Genomic DNA, 24,076 nt, shown 5'->3' with positions numbered 1-24,076 from the left:
TCGCGGTGATGGTGGTGTTCAGCACCTACCTCACGGGCCGCTTTTCGAGAAAATAGAGCGACCATGAGGTCGGTTCGCGACGCGGTGCGCATCTTCAACAAGTACGCCCTCAATCCCGCCATGCTGCACCTCGCCGGGCGAAAACACTGGTACGCGGCGGTGATTCAGCACACCGGCCGCAGCTCCGGGAAACGGTATTCAACACCGGTGGTAGCGGATCGGGTGCCGGACGGCTTCATTCTCCCGCTGCCGTATGGCACCCGCGTCGACTGGTTGCGCAACGTCCTGGCCGCTGGCCGGGCGACGATTCAAGCAAGCGGCCAGACCTACAACGTCATCGATCCTGAGGTCATCGGCGCCGCGTCGGCCGCTCCGCAACTCTCACCCCGACGCCGGCGCGCGTTTCAGCGGTTGGGGATCGACAACTTCGTCAAGATGAAGCTGGCTGCGCCCGAGGATTAGCGCCCGCGCCACCGCTGCGTCAACGCCGATTAAACGCCTCCACCGCGGTGGGCAGCGTCGGGAACATCCGGTCTTCGCCGATCTTGGCGAGCAGGCCCGCCGCCCGCAACGAGTCCCGGAGGTCCTGCTTGACCCTGGCCATCGCGAATACGATTCCCCGCCTTACCAATTCGGCGCGCAGCTGGTCCAGCGCATCGAGTGCGGTCAGATCAACCTCCACGTTGGCCTCGGCGTTGAGCACAAACCACTCGACGGGCACCGGGTCCGCATCGACCGCCGCAAGCGCGCGCCTTCGGAAGTCCTCGGCGTTGGCGAAGCACAACGGGGCATCGTAGCGGTACACGAGCAACCCCGGCAGCGGACTCGCCTGCGGGTAGTCGTCGATATCGTGCATCCCCGCCAGGCCCGGCACGATCCCAAGGACGCTGTCGTGCGCATGGGCGACACGGCGCAGCAGGTCCAGGATGGACAGCGCCACGGCGACGAGCACGCCGTACAGCAGGCCCAGAGCCAACACGGCCGCCGTGGCGGCCAGGGACAAGACCAGTTCGCTGCGGCGAAAGCGCGCCAACCGCCTGAACTCCGACACGTCGATCAGGCGCAGCGCCGCGTACACCACCAGCGCCCCAAGTGCCGCGGTCGGAAACATCGCCAGCATGCCGCGCCCGAACAGCATCGCCACGAGCACGAGGCCCAGCGCGGCCAGGGAGTACAGCTGGGTGCGACTGCCGACCGCATCGCCAAGCGCGGTGCGGCTGCCGCTGCAGCTCGCCGGGAAGCCGTGTGTCAGGCCGGCGGCGACGTTGCACACCCCCACCGCCCGCAATTCGGCGTTGGCGTCAATCTCCTGACCCTTGCGCAAGGCAAAGATGCGGGCGGTGACCACATTGTCGGAGAACGCAACGATCGCGATCCCACTAGCCGGAATGATCAGTGCCAGCAACTCTTTCACCGAGACATCCGGTACCGCTACGGTCGGCAGGCCCGTCGGGATCTGCCCGACGACGCCAATGCCCTTGGTATCCAAGGACAACGCGGCCACCAACGTCGTTGCGGCAAGCACGGCAATCAGGGGCCCTGGAGTGCGTGGGGCCCACCGAGCCAGCGCCAAGAGCAGCGCAAGAACCAGTGCCGACAACGCAATCGTCGGCCAATGCACTTGATCGATCGCGGCCGCGAAAGACCTAATCTCGTCGGTGAACTCATCTCCGGATACGGGCACGCCCGTGATCTTGCCGAGTTGGCTTGCGATCATCACGATGGCGACGCCGGTCATGTATCCGACTAGCAGCGGCCGCGACAGTAGGCTTGCGAGGAATCCCAATCGTATGGCGCCGCCCAACATGCAGATGACGCCGACAAGGACCGCGAGGGCTGCCGCCAGTGTGGCGTACCGGCTGACGTCTCCGGCAGCGATGGGGGCCAGCACCGCCGCGGTCATCAGGGCGGTGGTCGATTCCGGACCGACCGATAGCTGGCGCGACGATCCGAGGAACGCGTAGGCGGCCAGCGGTGCCATCGCGGCCCACAGCCCGACGACGGGCGGCAGTCCCGCCAGGGTCGAATAGGCCATCACCTGTGGAACCAAGTAGGCCGCCACCGTGACGCCGGCCGTTAGATCGCCGCGCAGCCAGGCTCGTTCGTAGTTGCGGAATTGCGCCAAGCCCGGTGCGCATGCGGTCCAGTTCATCGTGGGAATCATTCTGCGACTTCCCGTGCTCCCCGGTATGCACAGCCGGCCGCCTCGTGGCACCGATTGACCGCATCAACGGTATTGAACGATCGCGAGCCCATCGATACGCCGAAAGTCCGAGACGTTCACGGTGACGATCGGGAGGCCCAATCGCAGACTGGTGCAACCGATCCACAGGTCGTTGGTGCCGATCAGTTCGCCGCGCCGACGTAGCTCGCGTACCACTCGTGCGTAGACGAACGCGGTTTGATGATCCACCGGAACGAGGGTGTGGCCCTCGCGCATGGCTACGACGATAGGGTGCTCGGCTTGCTCGAACCCTTCGGCGAATTCGCCCAAGGCGATCGTCGAAAGAAACAGCTCGGCATCAGGCGAGCGTTTGAGGAATCGGTGCGCGGCGCCGTCGTCATCACCCGCGGACCGTTCCCGTTGCAGGTCGATGAGAAACGTCGTGTCGACGCTCAGCCGGAGCGCCATAGGTCCTCGGGCGGGGCGTCCGCCCGCTGCGCTTCATCGAGGCGCGCGAGAACGTCGTCGCCCGCCGCCGGTAGGCCGGCTAGTGCATCGAGAAGCGCCGCTGCCGTGGCAGCTTCGTCTCGCCAGTGCGCACGTTTGATGACGTGAGAAAAGGACTCGTTCGGCGAACGCCGGGCAGACCGAAGGCGCTCGTATGCCTCGAGATCAATCGATATCGTCTTCGTGGCCATAATGCGTGTATACATGCATGAGCCTGTGTATACAACGGCGGCGCGGCTGCGACATGCGCGATATCGGGTGCCATATCGTTCCCCAGCTGTAGCGACGCGTAGCATAACGTGCTACGCTCCCGTTGTGGCTAAGACAATCGCGCAGCGCGATCTCCGCAATGACAACGCAAGGGTGATCGACGCGGTAGCAGCCGGCGAGACGTTCGTCGTGACACGCCATGGTGAACCCGTCGCCGAACTTCGCCCAATACAGGCCGTTCGCCGCGTGTTCATCACTCGCGACGAAGTCGCGAGGCTGGCCAGCCCAGCGGTGCGCATCGACCATCGTGAGTTCCGCGCCGACCTCGACCGGTTTATCGACCAACGCCTCTGAGGTGACATCCGGCCTGTTGGATACATCGGTCGTCATCGACTGGCACGATCCGGCGGTGGTTGCCGCCCTGCCTGACGAGATGGCGATCTCAGCCATTACGGCTGCCGAGCTAGCCGCCGGTCCGCTGCTGGCCGCGACGCCGATCGAGGCAGCCAAGCGCCAAGCCCGGTTGCAGGAGGTGGAATCAAGGCTAGAGCCGATCCCTTTCGACGGGGTCGCCGCGCGCAGTTACGGGCTCATCGTCGCCGCCGTGGTCCGCGAAGGACGAAAGCCGCGAAGTAGATTCGCCGATCTCTTGATCGCCGCGACGGCGCACGCCAATCGGCTAGATCTCTACAGCCGAAACGCCGAAGACTTCACTGGGCTCGAGAAGCTGATCCGCGTCGTCGCGGTCTGACAACGACGTTCGACACCGAGCCTGCCCAACGCCGACAGCGGCCGTGGTCGCAGTGAAGACCGTGAATGCGGCAACAACACGCGCGCCCGCAACCTCTGCGGCTGCCGCATGACCGTCCAGGCAGCGCGCCACCGGCTACACTCACACTCGCCACAAACCCGATGGCCAGCGGCGCCCGCGCCCTCCGCCCTCGCGCCCTCGCGCCCTCGTAGCTCAGGGGATAGAGCACGGCTCTCCTAAAGCCGGTGTCGCAGGTTCGAATCCTGCCGGGGGCACCAGGGGTTTCCGCTGTTCAGAGGCAGTTTTCGGTCCCGACGCGGAAGGCCCGTGCGTTATCCGTGCGACATGGGGTCACCCTCGGCGGCCCTCCGGCTAACTTCACCTCGCTGAAGCCCCGCCTCGCCGACTCCCCTGGCCCGAGCAGGCGCCAGACCCACTCCGGGCCAACGCCGACGACGTGAATGTGCGCCATCTCGACCGCCTGGTGGGGCGCCTCGACGAACTCGACGAACTCGCGCTCCGACCCATCGACCTCCTCCAACCGGGGAACCAGGCAGTGCCGACGGGCGCTTCGACCGCCAATTGCCCCCGGTCGAGCGGGACTGCGGTCCTCGATAGACCGCCTCCGGTCGTCCCCCTCGTTGCGTTCCTCAAGGCGACCACACGCCCCCGGAGTGCGGCGACGCCTCGGTAGCTGTCAAGGTGTTTGAGACAGCGTCTCACTATGTGGACACTATTTTCGGTTGTGGGGTCGGTGGGTTGATCCATGCCGCGGTCGGTAGTTTCGGGGGCTGTGGTGGGCTGCTAAACCGGTTGGGGTTGGCGGCGTAGGCATCGGCCATGACCCGGGCTCGTTTGGCCTGGATGTCGGCGGCGGTGCCGAAGTACACCGACGCCGGTGTGCAGGCCGAGCGCGGAATGGCGGTGCTCGTGGCGCAGGTAGTCGAAGAAGTCTTTGCACCAGGTGCGGGCGTGCTCGATCGAGTCGAACCGTTCGGGAAAATCGTTGCGGTACTTCAGCGTTTTGAACTGGGATTCGCTGAACGGGTTGTCGTTTGACACCCGTGGGCGCAGTGGCTGCGCGCCACGCCGAGGTCGATTAGCAGCTGGGCGACGTTCTTCGACGTCATCGCCGAACCCCGGTCGGCGTGGATCGCGCCGGGCCGCCCGTGTAGCGCGGTCAGCTCGGCCATCCAGTCCTGGGCGATGTCGGCGTCCTCGTGGTACTCGACGCGCCAGCCGACGGGGTAGCGGCTGAAGATGTCCAGCATCACGTAGAGCTGGTAGAACTCGCCGCGCACCGGTCCCGCCAATTTGGTGATGTCCCAGGACCACACGTCGTTGGGTTGGTGGGCGACCAGCTCGGGTTTGACCCGCGGCGGGTGTGTGGCTACCCGCCGCCGTTCGCGGGTCATGTTGTGCGTGCGCAGGATCCGGTACATCGTGGACTGCGAGCACAGGTAGACGCCCTCGTCGAGCAGCTCGGCCCACACTTGGGCGACCGCCTTGTCGGCGAAGCGCGGCTGGCACAACACCGTAAGGATCTGCGTGCGCTCGGCCGCGTCGAGCGCATTGGGCGGCGGTCCGCTCGGCCCGGGTTTGCGGCGTGGACCGGCAGGGCGGTTGCGCTGCCGATACAGGCTCGCGCGCGGCTTGCCCAGCAGCGCGCACGCCTTCGCGGTCGAGGTCAGCCGCTCCACCTCGGGCAGCAACTGTGCGATCACTTCTTCGACCCGGGCCGCGTGCCCGTGCTCTCGGAGAGCGTCTCCAAGAGCGCGTGTGCTTTCCCACCAGATCCAACGCGGCCCTCGTGCGTTCAAGCTCGGCCTCGGCCCGTTCGGCCCGCTTCCGTAGCCGTTCGATCTCGGCCTGGTCGCGGTCCTTACCACGACCGCCTGACCGGGCCAGCCCGTCCAACGCGCCCGCGTCGCGCGCTCGGCGCCACTCCACGATGTGCGATGAGTACAGGCCCTCACGCCGAAGCAGCGCACCCCGCGCACCCGGCTCGGTCAACGCGTCGTACTCGGCCACAATGGCCGCCTTGTACTCCGGGGTGAAGTTGCGCCGCCGGGGACGATCCGCCCGCGGACCCTGGGCCGAATCGGTTCCCACGCCTTCATCATCGGCGCTACCCTTCCGGACCTCAGCCAAAGTCGCCGTCATTGTTCGTTGCAATCCTTACTTGCCCTCAATACCTGGTCAGATATTTTCGAACCCTGCTGTCTCAACTAACCCTGCCAGAGAGGGCCTCCCACGAAATGTCGGTGTCTTGGTCTAGCCTCGCAGTCGCCGCCACAGCGATCGTCGAAAGGGCCAAGGGTGCTGTTTCAATTTGTCTACCTTGACAAGCCGAAGCTGGCCGGCTGCGCGGCCCAGGTCGACGGTGGCCTGATCGCCGAGACCAAGACCCGAAAGGCGAAAACGGGCTCGGCCGGCGCGAACCTGGGCGCCAAGGTGCTGGGCCTCAAGGCGGACGGCTCAAGACTCGACGAGCAGGCACAGACATTGTCGGACGCGCCCGAGGCCCAGTTCCAGAGGCTCCTCGCCGCCGCCAACACCGACCCGGAGACGCTCGCATGGATCGAGGTTATGGACCAGACCGCGGACCTCGAATCGGCGCAAGTCGGCGAAATCGTCTCGTGGGAGTGCGATGTCGACATCCCCAACGTCTCACGCCTGATCGCGAAGGACGGGGCCGGTCAGCAGTACTTGCAGGTTGCAAATGTTCGTGGCCGCCGTGACGCAGGCCGGCCTGAAGGTCGGTGGTATGGACGGTTCCAACCTGGAGCCCGGTCAGGCCGAGGAGCTTAGAAAGGCGAAGGTCGCGGCCGACATCGCTGGTCGCCTCCTACAAGCGGTCAACGCCAACCGCATTGTCGTCGGTATAGATGGCGACACAGAATGGAAGGTGTTCGGAACCCTGAACGGTGACCACCTTCAGGCCGACGACATCGACAACGAGCGCCTACTCATCGTCGGGAAGGTTAAGCGCATCGTGCGGTCGGGGCAAACGAGAAGGATCGTCGACCTCGCGCGATTACGAAATGTGGCCAAAGCGCTTCAGCCGCAAGATGATACGCCAGATGCGCCAGAGCCGGGCAAGGAGCATGAGTTCGTGCACGGTCCCGCGTTGGAACTGGACATCCTCGCCATCTATCGCTAATGGGTGTCGCTGTCGTCTCATGCGTCACTCGAGTCACCAGCGGATTCGAAGTGGGCTTTGCCCGCCTCTGCGCGACAACCTGGGATGCTGAGCCGGATTCTCGCGCAGAGGCGGGCAGGTCGGCATGGCCCGAACTCTGCGTGACGGCTGGAAATCCTGAGCCGCACAGGGGCAACCGCCGGCCGCACACATACACACCCTGCGCAACCGCACCCGGCCAGGTACGCTGCCGCAGGCGCACCCTTACTTCGTGACCTCCGAACCCAGGTCGGCATCGAGGACCGGCAAGAGCCCCCGGGTGGGCACCTTGGCGAGGAAGACAACCGATGAGCGTGCGGAATAGCCTGCGGACCAACGGATCCGAGCAGAGTCGGTACCTTCGTCGAGTGGTTGCCGCGTCCATGGCCGGCACCGTCGCCGAATGGTACGAATTCTTCCTCTACGGCATCGCCGCGACGCTTGTACTCGGCAAGGTGTTCCTCAAGCAGGGTGGCAACGACCTCGACGCGATCCTTGCCGCCTTCGTGACGTATGCCGTCGGCTTCGCCGCCCGTCCGCTCGGCGGCATCGTAGTCGGCTAGCTTGGGGATCGGTACGGGCGCAAGAAGCCGCTGCAGTTCAGCCTGCTACTGGTAGGCGGCGCCACCTTCCTCATAGGCTGCCTGCCGACCTTCGCTCAGATTAGATAATGGCCCCAGCGCTGCTGGTGGCATTGCGATTCATCCAGGGCTTCGCCGTCGGCGGCGAATGGGGCGGCGCGGTACTGCTGGTCGCCAAACACGACCCCAGCTCCAGCCGCGGCTTCTGGGCAAGCTGGCCACAGGCCGGTGTGCCCGGCGAGAACATGCTTGCCACGTTGGTGCTGTTGGCGCTCACGTCGGCGCCTCCGACGCGGCCTTCGTCAGCTGGGGCTGGCGAGTGGCGTTCTGGTTGTCGGCGGTTGTCGTGCTGATCGGCTATTACATACGCACCAAGGTCACCGGCGCGCCGATATTCGTCGCAACCCAAAGCTGACCGAGCAGGCCAAGACGACCTCGATCGGTCTCACCGAGGTGTTAAAACGTTACCCGCGTGGGGTTTTCACCGCCATGGCCTTGCGGTTCGGAAAGAGCCTGGTGATCGAATTCCCCATTACGAAAGTGCACGTGCACGCGAACACCGTGACGATCTTGCGGTGGCCGCTGGCCGCGCATGCAGCGCGCACTTCGTGGTCATCCCGTTGGCCGGACATCTCAGCGACCGATTTGGCGGGCGCGCAATCTACTTCATCGGTGTGGTCACCGCGAGCACCGGGGGTCCTTCGCCTTCCCCATGGTGGACGGCGGCCGCAGCGCCAACATCTTGTCCGCCGTAGTCGTCGGCCCGGTGTCCCACGGCCTCATGTATGCGACGCAGCCGGCGGCCGCGGCGGCCATGGGCACCGATCGTCCGGCCGTCCACGCTGCCGTGAGCGCCGTGGCCGTCCTAGCGGCCCGCGAGATGGAAGGCGTGGATCTGACGGCCATTGATCTCGCGGACGCCCGCCGAATCGCGCGAATTCTTGAAGTCTCCGATACGGATCGCGGCCAAACCGGGGTCCAGTTGGCACGCGACGAAGTACCCTGCAGCTACGGGGCGCCTTCCGGTGCAGGGTTCTCAAGACATTTGCAAATCGAATTCCCTTATCGGACGGGCACTTCGGTGTTTCTGCGAGTTAGGAGAATCTGATGTCGTTTGTGGTCACCCAGCCGGAGAACCTGGCGGCGGCGGCCGGGAATTTGCAGGCGATCGGTTCGGCGGTCAGCGCTCAGAGCGCGGCCGCGCTCGCGCCCACGACGGGCGTGGCTCCCGCGGCTGCCGACGTGGTCTCGGCGCTGACGGCGGCGCGATTCACCGCGCACGCCCAGATGTATCAGGCGCTGAGCACGCAGGCCGCGGCGATTCACGACATGTTCGTGGCCACCCTGGAGGCCAGCGCCGGTTCATATGCCGTGACCGAGGCCGCCAACGCGATCGCGGCTGGGTAGGCAACGTGTTCGCGGTGGACTTCGGGGTGTTGCCTCCGGAAGTCAATTCCGGTCTGATGTACGCGGGACCGGGGTCTGGGTCGATGCTCGCGGCCGCCACCGCCTGGGATGGGCTGGCCGCGGTGTTGGATTCCGCCGCGGTTTCGTATAGGTCGGTGCTGGCGGGGCTGACCCTGGAGTCGTGGCTGGGTCCGGCGTCGGCGTCGATGGCGGCCGCGGCCGCACCGTACGCGGGCTGGTTGGGTGCCGCGGCGGCGCAGGCGCAGCAGACGGCCACGCAAGCCAGGACGGCGGCGGCGGCGTTCGAGACGGCACTTGCGATGACGGTGCCACCGCCGTTGATCGCGGCCAATCGCAGCCAGCTAACGTCGCTGGTCGCGACGAACATTCTGGGGCAAAATAGCCCGGCCATCGAGGCCGTCCAGGCTGATTACGCCGAAATGTGGGCGCAGGACGCGGCCGCGATGTACGGCTACGCCGCGGCATCCGAGGCGGCGTCGACGTTGACGCCGTTCACCCCACCCTCGCAGACCGCCGACCCGGCGGCGGCCCAAGCCGCGGCGGTTTCGGCGGCCGCGGGCACGGCCGCCGAAACGGACGCACAGGCGGCACTGGGACAGGTTTCGTCCATCGGCGCCCAAACGCTGCAAGGGCTCGCGTCGCTGGTATCTCCGGCGCAGTCGGCGCCCTTGGCCCAGCCGGCCGCCGGCATTTCAATCCCCACCCCGATCGGGGACTTGGACGTGCTCGCCGCCTACATTGCGGTCGCCGCGACCGCCAGCCTGGCCCTGGCCGCGGTGAACACCACCCGACCCTGGATCTTCAGCTACGACCACCACGGACACGGTGGCGCCGGCGCCGGCGGGCTGGAACCGATCGAGGAAAGCACCATCGGTGCGAGGACGACGTTGGTGTCGACGCCAGCCATCGCCCCGGGCGCCGGGCCCGCGTCCGCGGATGTGGGCCGGGCGGCACTCGTTGGATCCCTATCGGTCCCGCACAGCTGGACCATGGCCGCCCCGGAGATCAAGCTGGCCGTCGAGTCGCTTCCCAGCGCCGGCGTCACCGGGGTCTCGACGGATTTGGGGGGTGCCCCCGCGGGCCTGTTAAGTGGGATGGCTCTGGCGAGTCTGGCCGGACGCGGCGTCGGCAGTGGGGGCAGCCCTAGCGGCTCCGCCCCGGAAGAGGACGAGGGTCAACCCAAGCGCAAGCCGACGGTTGTGGTGATCCAGAAGCCGCCGCCCGCCACGGGACCGGCGGGTCAGTGAACAGGGCAAATCTACGTTTTCTCAGGTCACCGCGTGTCACCGACGTCGACCACGAAGTCGGTCGCAGATGTTTGTCGGCCAACGCGGATGGCAATAGGGCATCAAAGGCGGGCGTATCGGCCGGCTAGCTAGTACGCCCGCCCAGGCCCCGTTGGTTCAGTCCGAGAGCCGACGGGGCCGCCCATTTTGGTCTGTTCAGCGTGTCGATCAGGAGTACCGTGCCGCGTATGGACGGCTCGACACGGGTGTGGATCCTCGGCGGCTACCAGAGCGATTTCGCTCGAAATCTCAGCAAGGAGAACCGTGACTTCGCGGCCCTGACCGAAGAGGTCGTCGATGGCACGCTCACTTCGGCGAAGGTGGACGCGGCCGACATAGCCGCCACGGGAGTCGTCCATGTCGCGAATGCTTTCGGCGAGATGTTCGCCGGGCAGGGCCACCTCGGGGCGATGCCGGCCACGGTGTGCGACGACCTGTGGGGCATCCCGGCGTCGCGGCACGAGGCCGCGTGCGCGTCGGGCAGCGTGGCCGCGCTGGCGGCCATGGCCGACCTGCGGTCGGGCGCCTACGACAGCGCGCTCGTCGTCGGCATCGAGTTGGAGAAAACCGTGCCCGGTGACACCGCGGCGCAGCACTTGGGCGCCGCCGCGTGGACCGGCCACGAAGGCGCCGAGGCGCGCTACCTGTGGCCCTCGATGTTCGCGCAGGTCGCCGACGAATACGACCGGCGCTACGGCCTGGACGAATCGCACCTGCGGGCGATCGCGCAGCTCAACTTCGCCAACGCGCGGCGCAATCCCAACGCCCAGACCCGGGGCTGGACGGTGCCCGATCCGATCACCGATGACGACGCGACCAACCCGATTACCGAGGGCCGGCTGCGGCGGTTGGACTGCAGCCAAATGACCGACGGGGGCGCGGGACTGGTTTTGGTCAACGACGCCTTCCTGCGGGATCATCCGGGAGCGCGCCCGATCGGTCGCATCCAGGGCTGGGGACATCGCACCGTCGGGCTGGGTCTGCGGCAGAAACTGGACCGCGCTGCCGGCGATCGGTACGTACTGCCGCACGTGCGGGCCGCGGTGCTCGACGCGTTGCGCCGCGCACGGGTGTCCCTCGACGACGTCGACGGATTCGAGGTCCACGACTGCTTCACCCCCAGCGAGTACCTGGCCATCGACCACATCGGCCTGACGGGCCCGGGCGAATCGTGGAAGGCCGTCGAAAACGGTGAGATCGAGATCGGCGGGCGGTTGCCGATCAACCCCAGCGGAGGACTGATCGGCGGCGGACACCCGGTCGGGGCTTCCGGTGTGCGGATGCTCCTCGACGCGGCCAAGCAGGTCAGCGGCGCCGCCGGCGATTATCAGGTCGGGGATGCTAGAACGTTCGGGACACTGAATTTCGGTGGCAGCACCGCCACTACGGTCAGTTTCGTCGTCGGCACTACCAGGGAGTCGTGACATGCACGTTGAGATCGTCGGCAAGTTCCTGTCGACCCTGCCCGAGGACGACGACCACCCCTACCGGGCCGGTCCATGGCGGCCGCAGACCACCGAGTGGGACGCCGACGACCTGACGGCGGTGGAGGGCGAAGTTCCGGGCGACCTGGATGGCATCTATCTGCGCAACACCGAAAACCCACTGCACCCGGCGTTTAAGACCTATCACCCGTTCGACGGTGACGGCATGCTGCACGTGGTCGGGTTCCGCGACGGAAAGGCATTCTACCGCAACCGCTTTGTCCGCACCGATGGTTTTCTGGCGGAAAACGATGCGGGCGGACCGCTGTGGCCGGGGCTGGCAGAACCCGTGCAATTGGCCAAGCGCGAGCAAGGCTGGGGCGCCCGCACCCGGATGAAGGACGCGTCGAGCACCGACGTCATCGTCCACCGGGGCATCGCGCTCACCAGCTTCTACCAGTGCGGCGACCTGTACCGGATCGACCCGTACTCGGCCAATACGCTCGGCAAGGAGACCTGGAACGGGCGGTTCCCGTTCGACTGGGGAGTGTCGGCACATCCGAAGGTAGACAACAAGACCGGCGAGCTGCTGTTCTTCAGCTACAGCAAGCAAGAGCCGTACCTGCGCTACGGCGTCGTCGACCAGAGCAACGAACTGGCGCACCTCGTCGACGTCCCGCTGCCCGGGCCGCGGCTCCCCCATGACATGGCGTTCACCGAAAACTACGCCATCCTCAACGATTTCCCGTTGTTCTGGGATCCCAGGCTGCTCGAGCACGACGTGCACTTGCCCCGGTTCTACCCAGACATCCCGTCGCGCTTCGCGGTGCTGCCGCGCCGCGGCGGAATCGGCGACATCCGGTGGTTCGAGGCGGAGCCCACGTTCGTGCTGCACTTCGTCAATGCCTACGAGGACGGCGACGAGATCGTGCTCGACGGCTTCTTCGAGGGCGATCCTCAGCCCGTGGACACCGGCGGAACCAAGTGGGAGAAGATCTTTCGCTTCCTGGCGCTGGACCGCCTGCAGTCGCGGCTCCACCGGTGGCGGCTCAACCTGGTCACCGGCGCGGTCAACGAAGAACGGCTGTCGGAGTCCATCACCGAATTCGGAACAATCAATGCCGACTACGCGGCGAGCAACTACCGCTACGCGTACGCCGCGACCGGTAAACCGGGCTGGTTCCTGTTCGACGGATTGGTCAAACACGATCTGCTCAGCGGACACCAGGAGCGCCACTCGTTCGGCGACGGTGTCTACGGCAGTGAGACCCAGATGGCGCCACGCCTGGGCGCCACGGCCGAGGACGACGGCTATCTGGTCACCCTCACCACCGACATGAACGCCGACACCTCCTACTGCCTGGTCTTCGACGCCGCCCGGATCACCGACGGCCCGGTGTGCAAACTCCAACTGCCGGAACGTATCTGCAGCGGGACGCATTCGGCCTGGGTGCCCGGCGCTGAGTTGCGGCGCTGGAATACCGCGGAGTCACCGGCGAACACGGTAGGACTGTGACGGTGTACCCGGCCCAGCGGACTACGCACTGGCCCGTGCAGTTGGCGTCGATCGGCGCCATCCGCTTCGCTCGCCGGTCGCCGAATTTCGCCGAAACAGTGCGGTTTTACCGTGAGCTGGTTGGGCTACCGCTGTACGAGACGTTCGAGTCCAGCTACGGCAGCAATGGTGCGATATTCGGCCTGCCCAGCTGGAACCTGACGCTCGAAATTGTGGAGGCGGTGTCGCAAACCGGCGATACCGTCCCGGTGGACCACCACGAACAGCTGTGCCTGTACTTTCCCGACGAAGACGCACGGCAAGCGGCGACCGCGCGCCTTCAAGCGTCGGGACTGACACCCGTGAAACCGCAGCACCCGTACTGGGAAGCGACCGGCGCCGTCACCTATCGCGACCCGGACGGTCGCGAAGTCGTGTTCGCGCCGTTCGTGTACGGCGTCAACGAGCCCGGCGACAGCGCGGCCTCAGGCAAGCACGAGTTTCCGTCGGCCTGAGACCGTCACCGCCGGGAGCGTCCGGCAACCGCCGCGACCACTGCCCACAGCGAGCACACCACCGCGCATACCGCGCTGACCGCACCGACATAGAGCCCGTACTCGGCCGACACCGGCGGGTTGACGTTCAGCGTGTAATACCACACCGTGAGCGCCACGACGAGCAGCGAAATCACCAGCGCGGCAACCGAACCAAGCTTCACCGACAGGCCACGACCCACCATCGCACCGGCCACCAGCAGCATGGAGGATAGCAACACGATGAGCTGGCCCGCACCGAATCCCGACGGGAGTTCCAGGCTGCCGTGGGTGCCCCCGATGGCGTTCGCCCAGCCGCCGCCGTTGACCGATGTCGTCAGCCACGGCATCCAGGCACTGACCGCCATGAGCGCGGCGAAAAACGCCACCAGCCAACCGGGGCGGGGGATCATGATTGCGACCTTAATATGCCGTCGGGCCGGATCGTCGCTCGGCGCGCGCGTGCTGCCCGTGACAGGGATCCACCGAACGGGGGACACCGGATTCATCCCGTCCCTGACCGATCAGTCTACAGATATCACCCGATCACCGAGGCATCGTGGCAACCAGTGCACCTAAGCACACATGCGACCTGCAACACTGATCCTGCGGACGGTAGTGGCGATGGCGGAACTTCCCGAGTGGGCCCGTGGGCTGGACTTGGCTCCCCACCCCGAGGGCGGCTGGTTCCGGGAAATGTGGCGCAGCGATCTGATCCTCAGCCGGTCCGCGTTGCCGCCGGACTATACCGGACCACGCAGCGCCGGAACGGCGATCCTGTTCCTACTGATGCCCGGCCAGCAGTCGGCGTGGCACACGGTACGCGGTCCGGAATTGTGGCTGCATCATCGGGGTAGCCCGTTGCTACTCGACGTCGGCCCCGAAAGGCGCTGCACCACAACACAAGTACTGGGCAGCGACATCGGCGCCGGTGAGCAACCGCAGCTACTGGTACCGGCGCGCCATTGGCAGCGGGCGCGACTGCGCGACAACGCGCCCAGCCTGGTCAGCTGCGTGGTGGTGCCGGGCTTCGACTACGACGACTTCATGCTCGCTGCGGCGGAGTGAGAGCAGCCGGCCCCGGCGGCCCGCTCCGCCCGGTTATCCCTGCATGAGGACAAGTTGAAGATGACACCCGTCGGGTCGCTCGCCGCAGCCAGCCGACCGTAGGGGGTGTCCTCGGCTTGACGCAGCACAGCGCCGCCGTGGTCGGCAATCACCTGCAGCGTCTTGTCGACGTCCTCGGCGCCGAAGAAGATGATCCAGTTCGACGGCACGCCCTCGGGGAGAAAGCCGGCGCCATCCATCACGCCGAGTAACGGCTGATTGCCGAACAACGCTGTGGTGTAACGGAATTCGTCGGTATCGCCGATCTGCTCAGTGTGCCACCCGAAGACCTCGCGGTAGAAGTCGAGGGCGCCGCGGTAGTCACGGGTCGTCAGCTGGTGCCAGACGGGTGCGCCGGCCTCGCCGACCAGCTCGAAGCCGCGGTGTTCCAGTGGCTGCCACAAGCCGAAGAACGCGCCCGACGGGTCGGTCGCCAGGCTCATGAAGCCCTTGGCGGGTACCTCCATAGGGTCCAGGCACGACGAGCCGCCCGCGGCGGTCACGGCGGAACTTGTCGCGTTGATGTCGGCGGTGTGGAAGTAGGTGGCCCAGGCGTCCGGCGACTGCCAATCCGGGTTGTTGGCCATCAGGCCGGCGACGGGGTGGCCGTCCTTGGCGGCATTGATATATCCGCCGTACTCGGGTCCCGCGGACTCGAACGTCCAGCCGAATACCGTGCCGTAGAAGGCTTGAGCGCGGTCCACGTCCGACGTCGTCAAGTCGATCCAGCAGGGTGCGCCCAGCGGCGCATGGTCACGGATGGGCACGATGACCTCCTTGTGGTTTCGTTTAGGCCCTCCGATCGGGGTTCACCGGTATCGACCTCTCCCCAACCCGAAACTCATCGGTGGCGGATTCGACCGCGGGAGCCTCAGGACGAGGCGAATACGGTGACGAACTTCTGCAGCGATTCGCGGATATCGCTTCGGAGCGCGGCGGCAACGATCATGCCGATCGGGCCGAACAGCGCCGGCCCACCCAGATGCACGTCGAAGCTGACGACGGACCTGTCGTCTTTCGGCGCGACCCTGGCGATCAGCTTGACCTTGACACCGCCGACGCCATCGCCGTTGAGCGTCATGCCCTCCGGCGGCTTGTAACGCACGATCGTCCACTTGATCCGGTTGTGCATGCCCTTGACCTCGACGATCGACTCGACGACCGCACCCTTTTCCAAGACATCGGGCAGCTTGCTGCGCCAAACCCGGTGGATCGTCAGCCACTCCTTGTACCGGGACAGGTCGGAGGCATGCGTCCAGGCCTGTTCGGGCGGCAGCGGGACTTCAATCGATCCGGAAAGCTTTGCCATATGCTCAGTTCTGCTGGTCACCCGTCGCATCGGAGCCGGCGACCCTCTTGGCCTGCTCCTGCACCTTGTGGATGGTGTCGGAGTACTTGCGTTGCGTCTTCTCATCGGCGAATTCGCCGGCCTTGTTGATCACCGTCTCGACCTTGTCGGCGTTCTGCGCCAACAGGTCCTTCGCCTTGTCCAGGATTCCCATCTTTTCCATCCCTTCCCCGGGGCCCCCACGACCTAAGGGAACCCTCGTCGCTGGGGCAACCCTACTTTGCCCTATCCAGCCACAGCCGACTAGCGCCACAATCGCGGTTCCACGCCTAGCATCCTGGCCCGAATCCACCACGTCGCCTCGATCGCCGCCGCCCCCAACGCGCCGATCCCCAGCGCGGTCGACGTCGCCATCACATTCGACGGGTCAAGAAAGAACTTCTCCCGAGCCAGTGGCAGGCTGAAGATCACCACATAGGCCAGGCCCGAGGCGATCACCAGCCCCAACCGCCACCACTCGTAGGGGCGTGCCACCACCGCGAGCACCCAGAGCGCCGTGACCAGCAACGTGATCAGCGCCGCGGTTGAGGCTTGGTCTTGCTCCACCCACGTCGCGTGCCGGCCGTGGTAGGCCGCCAGGTAGGACGCGAACGTCGCGACGCCGACGATGAGTCCGGACGGCAGCGCGGACGTCAGCACCCGCCGCACGAAACCCGGATATGCGCGCTCGTTGTTGGGTGCCAGCGACAGAATGAACGCCGGAATCCCGATCGTGAACCACGCCGCGATCGTGACGTGGATCGGCTGGAACGGAAACAGCAACGGATCCGCCTTGATCACCTTGGAAAGTAGGCATTCGGCGCCCACCAGCAGCGCCAACAGCACCGAATACACCGTCTTGGTCAGAAACAGATTGGCGACTCTCTCGATGTTGCCAATCACCCGCCGGCCCTCACCGACGACATACGGCAGCGTGGCAAACCTGTTGTCCAGCAACACGATCTGTGCCACCGCGCGGGACGCTGGGCTGCCTGAGCCCATCGCCACGCCGATGTCGGCGTCCTTGAGGGCCAGCACGTCGTTGACGCCGTCGCCGGTCATCGCGACCGTGTGCCCGTGCGATTGCAGGGCGTGCACCATGGCGCGTTTCTGGTCGGGCCGCACCCGGCCGAAGGTGGTGTGGGCGTCCAGCGCGTCCGCCAGTTCGGCCTGGTCGGTGGGGAGACGGCGCGCGTCCATCGTCTCGCCGCGCAGCCCGAGCTTGTCGGCGACCGCTGCCACCGACACCGCGTTGTCGCCAGACAGCACCTTGACCGAAACATCTTGGGCGGCAAAATACTCCATCGTTGCGCGGGCATCGGGACGCAGCTTCTGCTCGAGCACCACCAGCGCGACCGGGGTCACCTGGCCGGGCGCGTCGGGATGATCCATCGCCACACAGCCGGCAGCCAACAACAGCACCCGCAGGCCCCGTGCGCCGAACCGCTCGGCCCGTTCGGCGGCCTCCGACGACGGATCGAGCAACACATCGGGCGCACCGATCACCCAGTTGCCGTGATCGCGGTAGGACACGCCGCTCCACTTGGTGGCCGACTTGAAAGGGGCGGTCGCGGTGGGGATCCAACCGGGCGGCGAACGATAGGCGTCGGCGATTGCCTGCATGCTGGCGTTCGGGCGGGCGTCGGCGGCGGCCAGCGCGGCCAGCACATCCGCGACGCTTTCCCGCTTAGCGGTCGCGTCGAACTCCGTGACCTCGCAGACCCGCATTCCGCTCTCGGTCAGCGTGCCGGTCTTGTCGGCGCAGACCACGTCGACCCGGGCCAAACCCTCGATGGCGGGCAATTCCTGTACCAGGCATCGACGTTGACCGAGCCTGATGACGCCGACCGCGAACGCGATCGACGTCATCAGCACCAGGCCTTCGGGGACCATCGGCACCAGCGCACCCACCATTCGCAGCAGCGAGTCTTGCCAGCCCGCGTACGTGGTGAACAACTGGGTGTAGATGGTCAGCAGGCCGGTCGGCACCAATAGATAGGTAACGAACTGCAGAATCCGGTTAATTCCGTTGCGCAGTTCGGATTTCACCAGCGTAAACCTGCTGGCCTCCGCGGCCAGCTTGGCGGCGTAGGCCTCGCGGCCAACCTTGGTGGCGCGGTAGGCGCCGGTGCCGGCGATGACGAAGCTTCCCGACATCACGGCGTCGCCAATATCTTTGGCGATCGGGTCCGCCTCACCCGTCAGCAACGATTCGTCGACTTCCAAGTTCTCGTGCTCCACGATGTCGCCGTCGACCACCACTTGATCCCCGGGGCCGAGCTCGATGACGTCGTCGAGCACCACCTCGCTGGGCGGTAGCGTTCGCGTTCCGGATTGCCTGCGTACCAACGGTTTCGCCTGCCCGATGATCGCCAGTTTGTCCAGCGTCCGCTTGGCCCGGATCTCCTGGATCATGCCGATGACGCTGTTGGCGACGATGAGCAGGCCGAACAGGCCGTTGATCATTGAGCCAGTCGCCAGCACGATGAGCAGCAGGACGCCAAGAATCGCGTTGATCCGGGTAACGACATTGGCTGCGACGATCTGCGGGATGGTGCGCGTGGCCCGTTCCGCAATGTCGTTGCTGTTGCCCTCGGCTACTCGTTGTGCCACTTCGGCATCGGACAAGCCGCGGGCCGCCGTCATCGGGTGAACGTTCCCAGCTTGTTCGCGTCGTAGTACTCCAGGTTCAGCGTGTTGCCGGAGAACACAGCCTTGGAGATCGTTCCGGGCGGGGCATTTTCGGTCGACAATCCGAACGTGAAGGTGTCGCCGTCCCAGTGGGTCAGAGTGAATGTCTGATTCTTCGGCCCCAGCGAGACCTGCAGTTGGCCGTCGTGGTCGGTCACCGTCGCCGGACCCCAGTAGTCACTGGTGTACACGCCGATGTAGTCACTCAGCGGCCTGGCCGGCGCCGGGTTGGCCGGTGGCCGCTTGCCGACCAGCGAGCCCTCCGGGTTGTTCATCGGGGCAATTGCCTTCCTGTACAGGTCCGCCCAGTCCTCGCGTAGTTGGCCATACTGCACCAGATCCATGAATTCGGCGGTCAGCGTCTCGGGCACTCCGATGGGCGCGGCGTTGGTCAGCGCGATGATGCCGGTGTCTTCGGACGGCAGCACCGCAAAGTTCGTCGCGGCCCCCAAGACGAAGCCACCGGAATGGCCGTACTCGGTTCGTCCCGACGAGGTCACCGAAACGTTGAAGCCATGACCATAGAGGCCGGCGCGCGCCTTCGGCGACGCCGCGGCCACCGAGACGATCTGCGGGGTGATAGCCGGCAGCAGGGCCTCCGGCGACGTGATTCGCTGGCCGTCGTACGAGCCGTTCGCCATCACCATGGTCAGCCAGCGTGCCATGTCGTTGACCGACGAACTCACCCCGGCCGCGGGCGTCTGGGCATCGGGATCCCGCTGGAAGCGTGGCTCCCATTTGTCTCCGATCTTGATGTGGTTCACCGCGTGGTCGGGCCGGGCGATGAAGTCGACGAACCTCGAACTCGTGGACGCCATGCCCAGCGGGCGGTAGAGCACCTCATCGGACAGGTCCTCCCAGGACTTGCCGGCTGCCGCCGCCACCGCCTCCGCGGCGGCGGTCACCCCGAAGTTGGTGTAGGCGTAGCTGATTCGAAATGGGGCCAGCGGCAGGTACTTCAGCCGCTCCAGCACCTGTTGACGGTCGTAGCCCAGATCCTCCAGCGCGTCGCCGCCATGGTCGGGCAGTCCGGAACGGTGCGAGTACAGGTCGGCGATGGTCACATGGCTGCTGACGTAGGGATCGGAGAGCGCGAACCACGGCAGCGTCGACGCCACGGGTGTGTCCCAGGTGACCACGTTGTCGCTGACCTCGTGCGCAACCACCGTCGCACCAACCGATTTCGACACCGACGCCAACTGAAATACGGTGTCGGCGTCGACCTTGTTGTCGCCACCGCCACCCTTACTTGCGTCCCTGACGCCGAAACCCTTGGCATACACCGTCTTTCCGCCATGGACGATGGCCACGGCCATTCCCGGGATGCCGGTGGCCTTCATCAGGTCGCCGACCAGCCCGTCGACCTTGGCTATGGCATCGTCGATGCGACCGGCGGGGATCTGCAGGGCCGACACCTCGTTGGGAGGAGCGTCGGATAACGGGGACGGCGGGCCGGATACCGGTTGTCGGGACCCACATCCCATCAGCGCCAGCAACATCACCAGGACTGCGGCCGGCCCCGCGCGTTTGGTCATGGCCGCAGATAGTACTGACGTCCTCCTCGCCCTGAGGCGCGGGGATTCTCGTGCTGACCGGCTGTCTCGATAGGCGCTCATGCGGCTATCGCCGTCGGCTGGCCGGTAGTGGAGGTGCGCGCCGAGCGGGTCTGTCGCCTCGCGGCCCTGCGGGCCTTGATACGCGCCGGCCTCCGCGAGGGCACCGATTTGGCGGGGATCGGCTCGGCGGTCAACACGGGCGCCCACACCGGCCTCGGCCAGCACCCGGCTTTGTCGGCGGCCGGCGGCGAGGTATGCGTGAGCTGCCCAACGCAATCAACGCAACCCCGCGCTAGCCGCGCCGCCCGGCGGCCGGGGCCCAGCCGGTGATCAGGTCGGCTATCGCGGGCACGCAAGGCCTCGAAACCGTCGGCACGCACGGAGGCGACAAAACGCCATCGACAGCTCCGAATGCCGGTCGTACGGTCAACCGACGCTCAGGAATCAGAGCCGCCACCACGGGTTGAACCGCGACGGCGCGGCCGGATCAACCCGCTGACCGGGCAACGGCACCGCCACCTGAACACCGGCGGACTCGGCCGCCTTCAGCACCCGCTCGACCGGCTCGGCCCACGGATGCGGCGCCAGCCGGAAGGTGCCCCAGTGAATCGGCACCAATAGCCCCGATTCCGTGACATCCAGATGCGCCCGCACCGCCTCCTCGGGGTTCATATGAATGTCCGGCCACGCCGTGTTGTAGGCGCCGACGGGCATCAGGGTCAGGTCGAACGGTCCGTGGTCCGCGCCGATCTGCGCGAAGCTCTTCGTGTACCCGGTATCGCCGCCGAAATACGCGCGACGATTCGGACCGATGAGTCCCCACGACGCCCACAGCGTGTTGTTGCGGCTGAAAAGCCGCCCCGAAAAGTGCCGCGCCGGCATGCAAATCACGGTGAGCTGATCGACCTGGGCGCTCTCATTCCAGTCGAGCTCGACGATGCGATGCTGCGGAACACCCCAGGATCGCAGGTGGGCACCCACGCCCAGCGGCACGAAGAACGGGGCCCGCTGGGTGCGGGCCAGCGCTCTAACGGTGTCGATGTCGAGATGGTCGTAATGGTCGTGACTGATGATCACCGCGTCGACGGCCGGCAAGCCCTCCAGCTGCACCGGCGGCGGGTGCAGCCGCTGCGGGCCGACGAGATCCGATGGCGAGCACCGGTCACTCCACACCGGATCGGTGAGCACGCGGTAACCATCGATTTCCACCAGCGCCGTCGAGTGCCCGAACCAGCTGACCGCGAGCCGGCTGGCGTCACCCCGAAAGATCTCCGGCGACGCCAACGGGATCGGCTTCGCGGGCCGGCTCCCACCGCGGTTCCCCACCAGTTCCCACGCGATGAGCCGCAGTTGCTCGCGGTCCATGACATACAACGAGGCGGGGTCGAGGTTGACGAACGCGCCGTCGCGATAGTTCGCGGACCGCTCCGCCGCAGCGCGGATCAAAGCGGGATCGGCGCCCAGCGCTGCCGGCGCGCCATGCAGCGCCCGCACCAGCCACCCACCGGCCGCGAGCGACGCGGTCCCGGCGGCCAGCCGTAGCGCTCGGCGCGTCATGGCGATCAGGCCCCCTGGAACCTCGGCGGCCGTTTCTCCACCCGGGCAATCTGCGCCTCGATGACATCCTGGCTGGACCAAGCCTTGTCGAAGAGCTCCTTGTGGGCCGGCTCCGGCTCCTCGATGGCGCCGTCGTCGTTGAGCACCCGCTTGGCATGCTGAATGGCCAGCGGCGCCAGGTCGGCGATCTCGGCGGCCCACGCCTGCGCGTCGGCCAGGGTGCCGATGCGGTTGGCCATCCCGGTGTGCAGCGCCATGTCGGCGGTCAGCTTCTCCGCGGCGAGCAGCATCGCGCGCGCGCGCCCGTGACCGACCAGCGACGACAGCCGCCGGATGCTCCAGTTGTCAAGGGCCAGGCCGTATTTCGAAGTAGGAAACTGGAAGAACGCCTCCGGTGCGACCACCCGAAGGTCGCATTGCATGGCCAGCTGCAGGCCGGCGCCGATGGCGGGCCCGTTGATGGCGCCGATCACCGGTATCAACGTCGCGTCCAGGACCCGGTGCAGTTCGATGAGCCGATCGGGATAGTCAGCGGCGAATGCATCTCCGCTCAAGTCGGCCCCGGCGCAGAATGCCGTGCCCTGGCCCGTCAGCACGATGGCCCGAACCGACCCGTCCCCGGCCTTCAGCACCACCTCCCGCAGCTCCTCGACGAGCTGGGAATTCAACGCGTTGCGCCGCTCCGGCCGCTGCAGCTCAATGGTCATAACGGCTTCGGTCTGGGTGACACCGATCATGGGGGCCAGGATATATAGCCTCAACGGGTGAGCCATATCACGACCGACCAGCTGCGGGACGCGGTGCTGGACGAGGGCTCATTCGTCAGCTGGGACAACGATCCGCTGGCGATGCCGGTCAGCGAGTCCTACGCCAGGGAGCTGGCCGCCGCCCGGGACGCCACGGGCCGGGACGAATCGGTGCTGACCGGCGAGGGGCGCCTATGCGGGCGCCGGGTCGCGGTGGTGGTTTGCGAGTTCGGCTTCCTCGGCGGCTCGATTGGGGTGGCGGCGGCCGAACGGATCACCGCGGCGGTGGAGCGCGCAACCGCCGAGCGGCTGCCGCTGCTGGCGTCGCCGAGCTCCGGCGGTACCCGCATGCAAGAGGGCACGGTCGCGTTCCTGCAAATGGTGAAGATCGCCGCGGCGGTCCGGCTCCACAAACGGGCGCACCTGCCCTACCTCGTCTACTTGCGCCATCCGACCACCGGCGGGGTGTTGGCGTCGTGGGGCTCGCTGGGCCATGTCACCATCGCCGAGCCGGGCGCGCTGATCGGGCTGCTCGGGCCTCGGGTGTACGAGCAGCTCTTTGGCGAAGCATTCCCGCCCGGCATCCAGACCGCGGAGAACCTGCAGCGGCGCGGGTTGATCGATGACGTCGTTCCGCTCGAAGGGCTGCGGCCAACGCTGGACCGGGCGCTGACGGTGATTGCCGATGCACCCGGCCCCCCACCCACCTCGCTGGCCTCCGAAGCGATTCCCGATGTGCCGGCGTGGGACTCGGTGGCCGCGTCGCGACGACCGGACCGGCCAGGGGTTGGTGACCTGCTACGGCACGGCTGCACCGAGGTCGTGTCGCTGTCCGAGGCTGGGCCGGACGAGGCGGCGACGATGCTGCTGGCGCTGGCCCGATTCGCCGGTCAACCGGCCGTGGTGCTCGGCCAGCGGCGCGTCGTTGGCGGGATCGTCGGATCCGCATCTCTACGGGAAGCCCGCAGGGGAATGGCGTTGGCCGCCGAACTACGCCTACCGCTGGTGCTGATCATCGACACCGCCGGCCCGGCGCTGCCGGTCGAGGCCGAGCAGGGCGGTCTGGCCGGCCAGATCGCCCAGTGCCTGGCCGAGCTCATCACGCTGGATACGCCGACGGTGTCGGTCCTGCTGGGTCAGGGCAGCGGCGGGCCCGCATTGGCGATGGTGCCCGCCGACCGGGTGCTGGCCGCGCTGCACGGCTGGCTGGCGCCGCTGCCGCCGGAGGGCGCCAGCGTGATCGTGTTCCGGGACACCAAGCATGCGGCCGATCTCGCTGCGGCCCAAGGCATTCGGTCGGCCGACCTGTTGCGGTCCGGGATTGTCGACGTCATCGTGCCGGAGCATCCGGATGCCGCCGACGAGCCGGTGGAATTCTCCCAGCGACTGTCGAGCGCCATAGCCGCCGAGGTCCACGCGCTGCGCGGGATGCCGGATGACGAACGCATGGCCGTTCGACTGCGGCGCTACCGCCGCATCGGCCTACCCCACGACGCGTAACGGGCGTCAGCCGCAACATGAAAATGGCGCGG

At 66.7% G+C, this 24,076-nt stretch carries 24 protein-coding genes, 1 tRNA gene and 3 pseudogenes; 14 read left to right on the top strand and 14 right to left on the bottom strand.

The features are described from left to right. Nucleotides 1-63 precede the first annotated feature (63 nt). Entirely contained in the window at nucleotides 64-462 is a 399-nt protein-coding gene (locus tag G6N24_RS02070; RefSeq protein WP_085162037.1) for a PNPOx family protein, read from the top strand. A gap of 19 nt (nucleotides 463-481) precedes the next feature. On the opposite strand, the gene sulP is transcribed toward G6N24_RS02070, so the two are convergent. The 3 genes from sulP to G6N24_RS02055 form a co-directional block, all read right to left on the bottom strand. After that, nucleotides 482-2,164, bottom strand: coding sequence for a sulfate permease (sulP, locus tag G6N24_RS02065; protein ID WP_085162038.1), 1,683 nt, complete (start codon nucleotides 2,162-2,164; stop codon nucleotides 482-484). A gap of 63 nt (nucleotides 2,165-2,227) precedes the next feature. Further along, on the bottom strand, nucleotides 2,228-2,632 hold the full coding sequence (locus G6N24_RS02060; RefSeq protein ID WP_085162039.1) for a type II toxin-antitoxin system VapC family toxin: 405 nt from the start codon (nucleotides 2,630-2,632) through the stop codon (nucleotides 2,228-2,230). Further along, nucleotides 2,617-2,862 carry an antitoxin VapB family protein gene (locus tag G6N24_RS02055; RefSeq protein ID WP_085162044.1) on the bottom strand — a complete coding sequence of 82 codons (246 nt, stop codon included), beginning with the start codon at nucleotides 2,860-2,862 and terminating at the stop codon, nucleotides 2,617-2,619. Before G6N24_RS02055 ends, G6N24_RS02060 begins: the two co-directional genes overlap by 16 nt. A gap of 124 nt (nucleotides 2,863-2,986) precedes the next feature. Between G6N24_RS02055 and G6N24_RS02050 the strand changes: the two genes are divergently transcribed. The 3 genes from G6N24_RS02050 to G6N24_RS02040 all read left to right on the top strand — a co-directional run bounded on the left by G6N24_RS02050 (nucleotide 2,987) and on the right by G6N24_RS02040 (nucleotide 3,910). Next, nucleotides 2,987-3,235, top strand: coding sequence for a type II toxin-antitoxin system Phd/YefM family antitoxin (locus G6N24_RS02050; RefSeq protein WP_085162040.1), 249 nt, complete (start codon nucleotides 2,987-2,989; stop codon nucleotides 3,233-3,235). Nucleotide 3,236: 1 nt separating this feature from the next. Continuing rightward, nucleotides 3,237-3,632, top strand: coding sequence for a type II toxin-antitoxin system VapC family toxin (locus tag G6N24_RS02045; RefSeq protein ID WP_085162041.1), 396 nt, complete (start codon nucleotides 3,237-3,239; stop codon nucleotides 3,630-3,632). 202 nt (nucleotides 3,633-3,834) lie between these two features. Further along, a tRNA-Arg gene (locus G6N24_RS02040) sits at nucleotides 3,835-3,910 on the top strand. Between the two features lie 444 nt (nucleotides 3,911-4,354). Here the strand turns inward: G6N24_RS02040 and G6N24_RS24070 are convergent. The 3 genes and pseudogenes from G6N24_RS24070 to G6N24_RS02035 all read right to left on the bottom strand — a co-directional run bounded on the left by G6N24_RS24070 (nucleotide 4,355) and on the right by G6N24_RS02035 (nucleotide 5,356). Beyond that, on the bottom strand, nucleotides 4,355-4,522 hold the full coding sequence (locus tag G6N24_RS24070) for a hypothetical protein (protein WP_232070645.1): 168 nt from the start codon (nucleotides 4,520-4,522) through the stop codon (nucleotides 4,355-4,357). 70 nt (nucleotides 4,523-4,592) lie between these two features. Continuing rightward, nucleotides 4,593-4,694: pseudogene (locus G6N24_RS24065) on the bottom strand (IS3 family transposase); the annotation flags it as partial. Next, nucleotides 4,649-5,356, bottom strand: coding sequence for a DDE-type integrase/transposase/recombinase (locus tag G6N24_RS02035; RefSeq protein WP_232070670.1), 708 nt, complete (start codon nucleotides 5,354-5,356; stop codon nucleotides 4,649-4,651). The pseudogene G6N24_RS24065 and the gene G6N24_RS02035, both read right to left, overlap by 46 nt. 595 nt (nucleotides 5,357-5,951) lie before the next feature. Here G6N24_RS02035 and G6N24_RS02030 point away from each other — a divergent pair. The 8 genes and pseudogenes from G6N24_RS02030 to G6N24_RS01995 all read left to right on the top strand — a co-directional run bounded on the left by G6N24_RS02030 (nucleotide 5,952) and on the right by G6N24_RS01995 (nucleotide 13,542). Beyond that, the gene (locus tag G6N24_RS02030) at nucleotides 5,952-6,443 is read left to right on the top strand and encodes a DUF6414 family protein (protein ID WP_085156093.1); all 492 of its coding nucleotides are present in this window, start codon (nucleotides 5,952-5,954) and stop codon (nucleotides 6,441-6,443) included. Next, on the top strand, nucleotides 6,400-6,795 hold the full coding sequence (locus G6N24_RS02025) for a DUF6414 family protein (RefSeq protein ID WP_085156095.1): 396 nt from the start codon (nucleotides 6,400-6,402) through the stop codon (nucleotides 6,793-6,795). The genes G6N24_RS02030 and G6N24_RS02025 overlap by 44 nt, the downstream gene beginning before the upstream one ends. A gap of 326 nt (nucleotides 6,796-7,121) precedes the next feature. Beyond that, nucleotides 7,122-8,502 (top strand): annotated as a pseudogene (locus tag G6N24_RS02020) (MFS transporter). Further along, entirely contained in the window at nucleotides 8,502-8,801 is a 300-nt protein-coding gene (locus G6N24_RS02015) for a PE family protein (protein ID WP_085156098.1), read from the top strand. Before G6N24_RS02020 ends, G6N24_RS02015 begins: the two are co-directional and overlap by 1 nt. Before the next feature lie 14 nt (nucleotides 8,802-8,815). Beyond that, the gene (locus G6N24_RS02010; protein ID WP_085156355.1) at nucleotides 8,816-10,069 is read left to right on the top strand and encodes a PPE family protein; all 1,254 of its coding nucleotides are present in this window, start codon (nucleotides 8,816-8,818) and stop codon (nucleotides 10,067-10,069) included. A 227-nt stretch (nucleotides 10,070-10,296) separates the two neighbouring features. Further along, nucleotides 10,297-11,532: an acetyl-CoA acetyltransferase gene (locus G6N24_RS02005; protein WP_085156101.1), complete on the top strand. Its 1,236-nt coding sequence runs from the start codon at nucleotides 10,297-10,299 to the stop codon at nucleotides 11,530-11,532. Nucleotide 11,533: 1 nt separating this feature from the next. Further along, nucleotides 11,534-13,048 carry a carotenoid oxygenase family protein gene (locus G6N24_RS02000; RefSeq protein ID WP_085156104.1) on the top strand — a complete coding sequence of 505 codons (1,515 nt, stop codon included), beginning with the start codon at nucleotides 11,534-11,536 and terminating at the stop codon, nucleotides 13,046-13,048. Then, nucleotides 13,045-13,542, top strand: coding sequence for a VOC family protein (locus G6N24_RS01995; protein ID WP_085156107.1), 498 nt, complete (start codon nucleotides 13,045-13,047; stop codon nucleotides 13,540-13,542). Before G6N24_RS02000 ends, G6N24_RS01995 begins: the two co-directional genes overlap by 4 nt. 5 nt (nucleotides 13,543-13,547) lie before the next feature. Here G6N24_RS01995 and G6N24_RS01990 read toward each other — a convergent pair whose 3' ends face one another. Further along, entirely contained in the window at nucleotides 13,548-13,973 is a 426-nt protein-coding gene (locus G6N24_RS01990) for a hypothetical protein (protein WP_085156357.1), read from the bottom strand. 211 nt (nucleotides 13,974-14,184) lie between these two features. Here G6N24_RS01990 and G6N24_RS01985 point away from each other — a divergent pair, with 211 nt between their 5' ends. Then, nucleotides 14,185-14,628 carry a cupin domain-containing protein gene (locus G6N24_RS01985; protein ID WP_085156110.1) on the top strand — a complete coding sequence of 148 codons (444 nt, stop codon included), beginning with the start codon at nucleotides 14,185-14,187 and terminating at the stop codon, nucleotides 14,626-14,628. Between the two features lie 44 nt (nucleotides 14,629-14,672). Here G6N24_RS01985 and G6N24_RS01980 read toward each other — a convergent pair. The 7 genes and pseudogenes from G6N24_RS01980 to G6N24_RS01950 all read right to left on the bottom strand — a co-directional run. Further along, nucleotides 14,673-15,434, bottom strand: a pseudogene (locus G6N24_RS01980) (VOC family protein); the annotation flags it as partial. Between the two features lie 104 nt (nucleotides 15,435-15,538). Next, nucleotides 15,539-15,976, bottom strand: coding sequence for a type II toxin-antitoxin system Rv0910 family toxin (locus tag G6N24_RS01975; RefSeq protein ID WP_085156116.1), 438 nt, complete (start codon nucleotides 15,974-15,976; stop codon nucleotides 15,539-15,541). A gap of 4 nt (nucleotides 15,977-15,980) precedes the next feature. Next, nucleotides 15,981-16,169 (bottom strand): antitoxin, encoded by a 189-nt coding sequence (locus G6N24_RS01970; RefSeq protein WP_085156360.1) that lies wholly within the window; start codon nucleotides 16,167-16,169, stop codon nucleotides 15,981-15,983. A gap of 89 nt (nucleotides 16,170-16,258) precedes the next feature. Further along, nucleotides 16,259-18,640, bottom strand: a complete 2,382-nt coding sequence (locus G6N24_RS01965; protein ID WP_085156119.1) for an HAD-IC family P-type ATPase — start codon at nucleotides 18,638-18,640, stop codon at nucleotides 16,259-16,261. Next, nucleotides 18,637-20,220, bottom strand: coding sequence for a serine hydrolase (locus tag G6N24_RS01960; RefSeq protein WP_085156122.1), 1,584 nt, complete (start codon nucleotides 20,218-20,220; stop codon nucleotides 18,637-18,639). The genes G6N24_RS01965 and G6N24_RS01960 overlap by 4 nt, the downstream gene beginning before the upstream one ends. 465 nt (nucleotides 20,221-20,685) lie before the next feature. Continuing rightward, entirely contained in the window at nucleotides 20,686-21,798 is a 1,113-nt protein-coding gene (locus G6N24_RS01955) for an MBL fold metallo-hydrolase (protein WP_085156128.1), read from the bottom strand. Nucleotides 21,799-21,803: 5 nt separating this feature from the next. Continuing rightward, a complete protein-coding gene (locus G6N24_RS01950; protein ID WP_085156131.1) occupies nucleotides 21,804-22,535 on the bottom strand; it encodes an enoyl-CoA hydratase in 732 nt (243 codons plus the stop codon). A 27-nt stretch (nucleotides 22,536-22,562) separates the two neighbouring features. Between G6N24_RS01950 and G6N24_RS01945 the strand changes: the two genes are divergently transcribed. Beyond that, nucleotides 22,563-24,044, top strand: a complete 1,482-nt coding sequence (locus tag G6N24_RS01945; RefSeq protein WP_085156134.1) for an acetyl-coenzyme A carboxylase carboxyl transferase subunits beta/alpha — start codon at nucleotides 22,563-22,565, stop codon at nucleotides 24,042-24,044. Nucleotides 24,045-24,076 lie beyond the last annotated feature (32 nt).

Origin of the sequence: Mycobacterium lacus, from assembly GCF_010731535.1 — a bacterium.
Lineage (GTDB): Bacteria > Actinomycetota > Actinomycetes > Mycobacteriales > Mycobacteriaceae > Mycobacterium > Mycobacterium lacus.
This window is presented reverse-complemented; position numbering and strand designations above follow the sequence as displayed.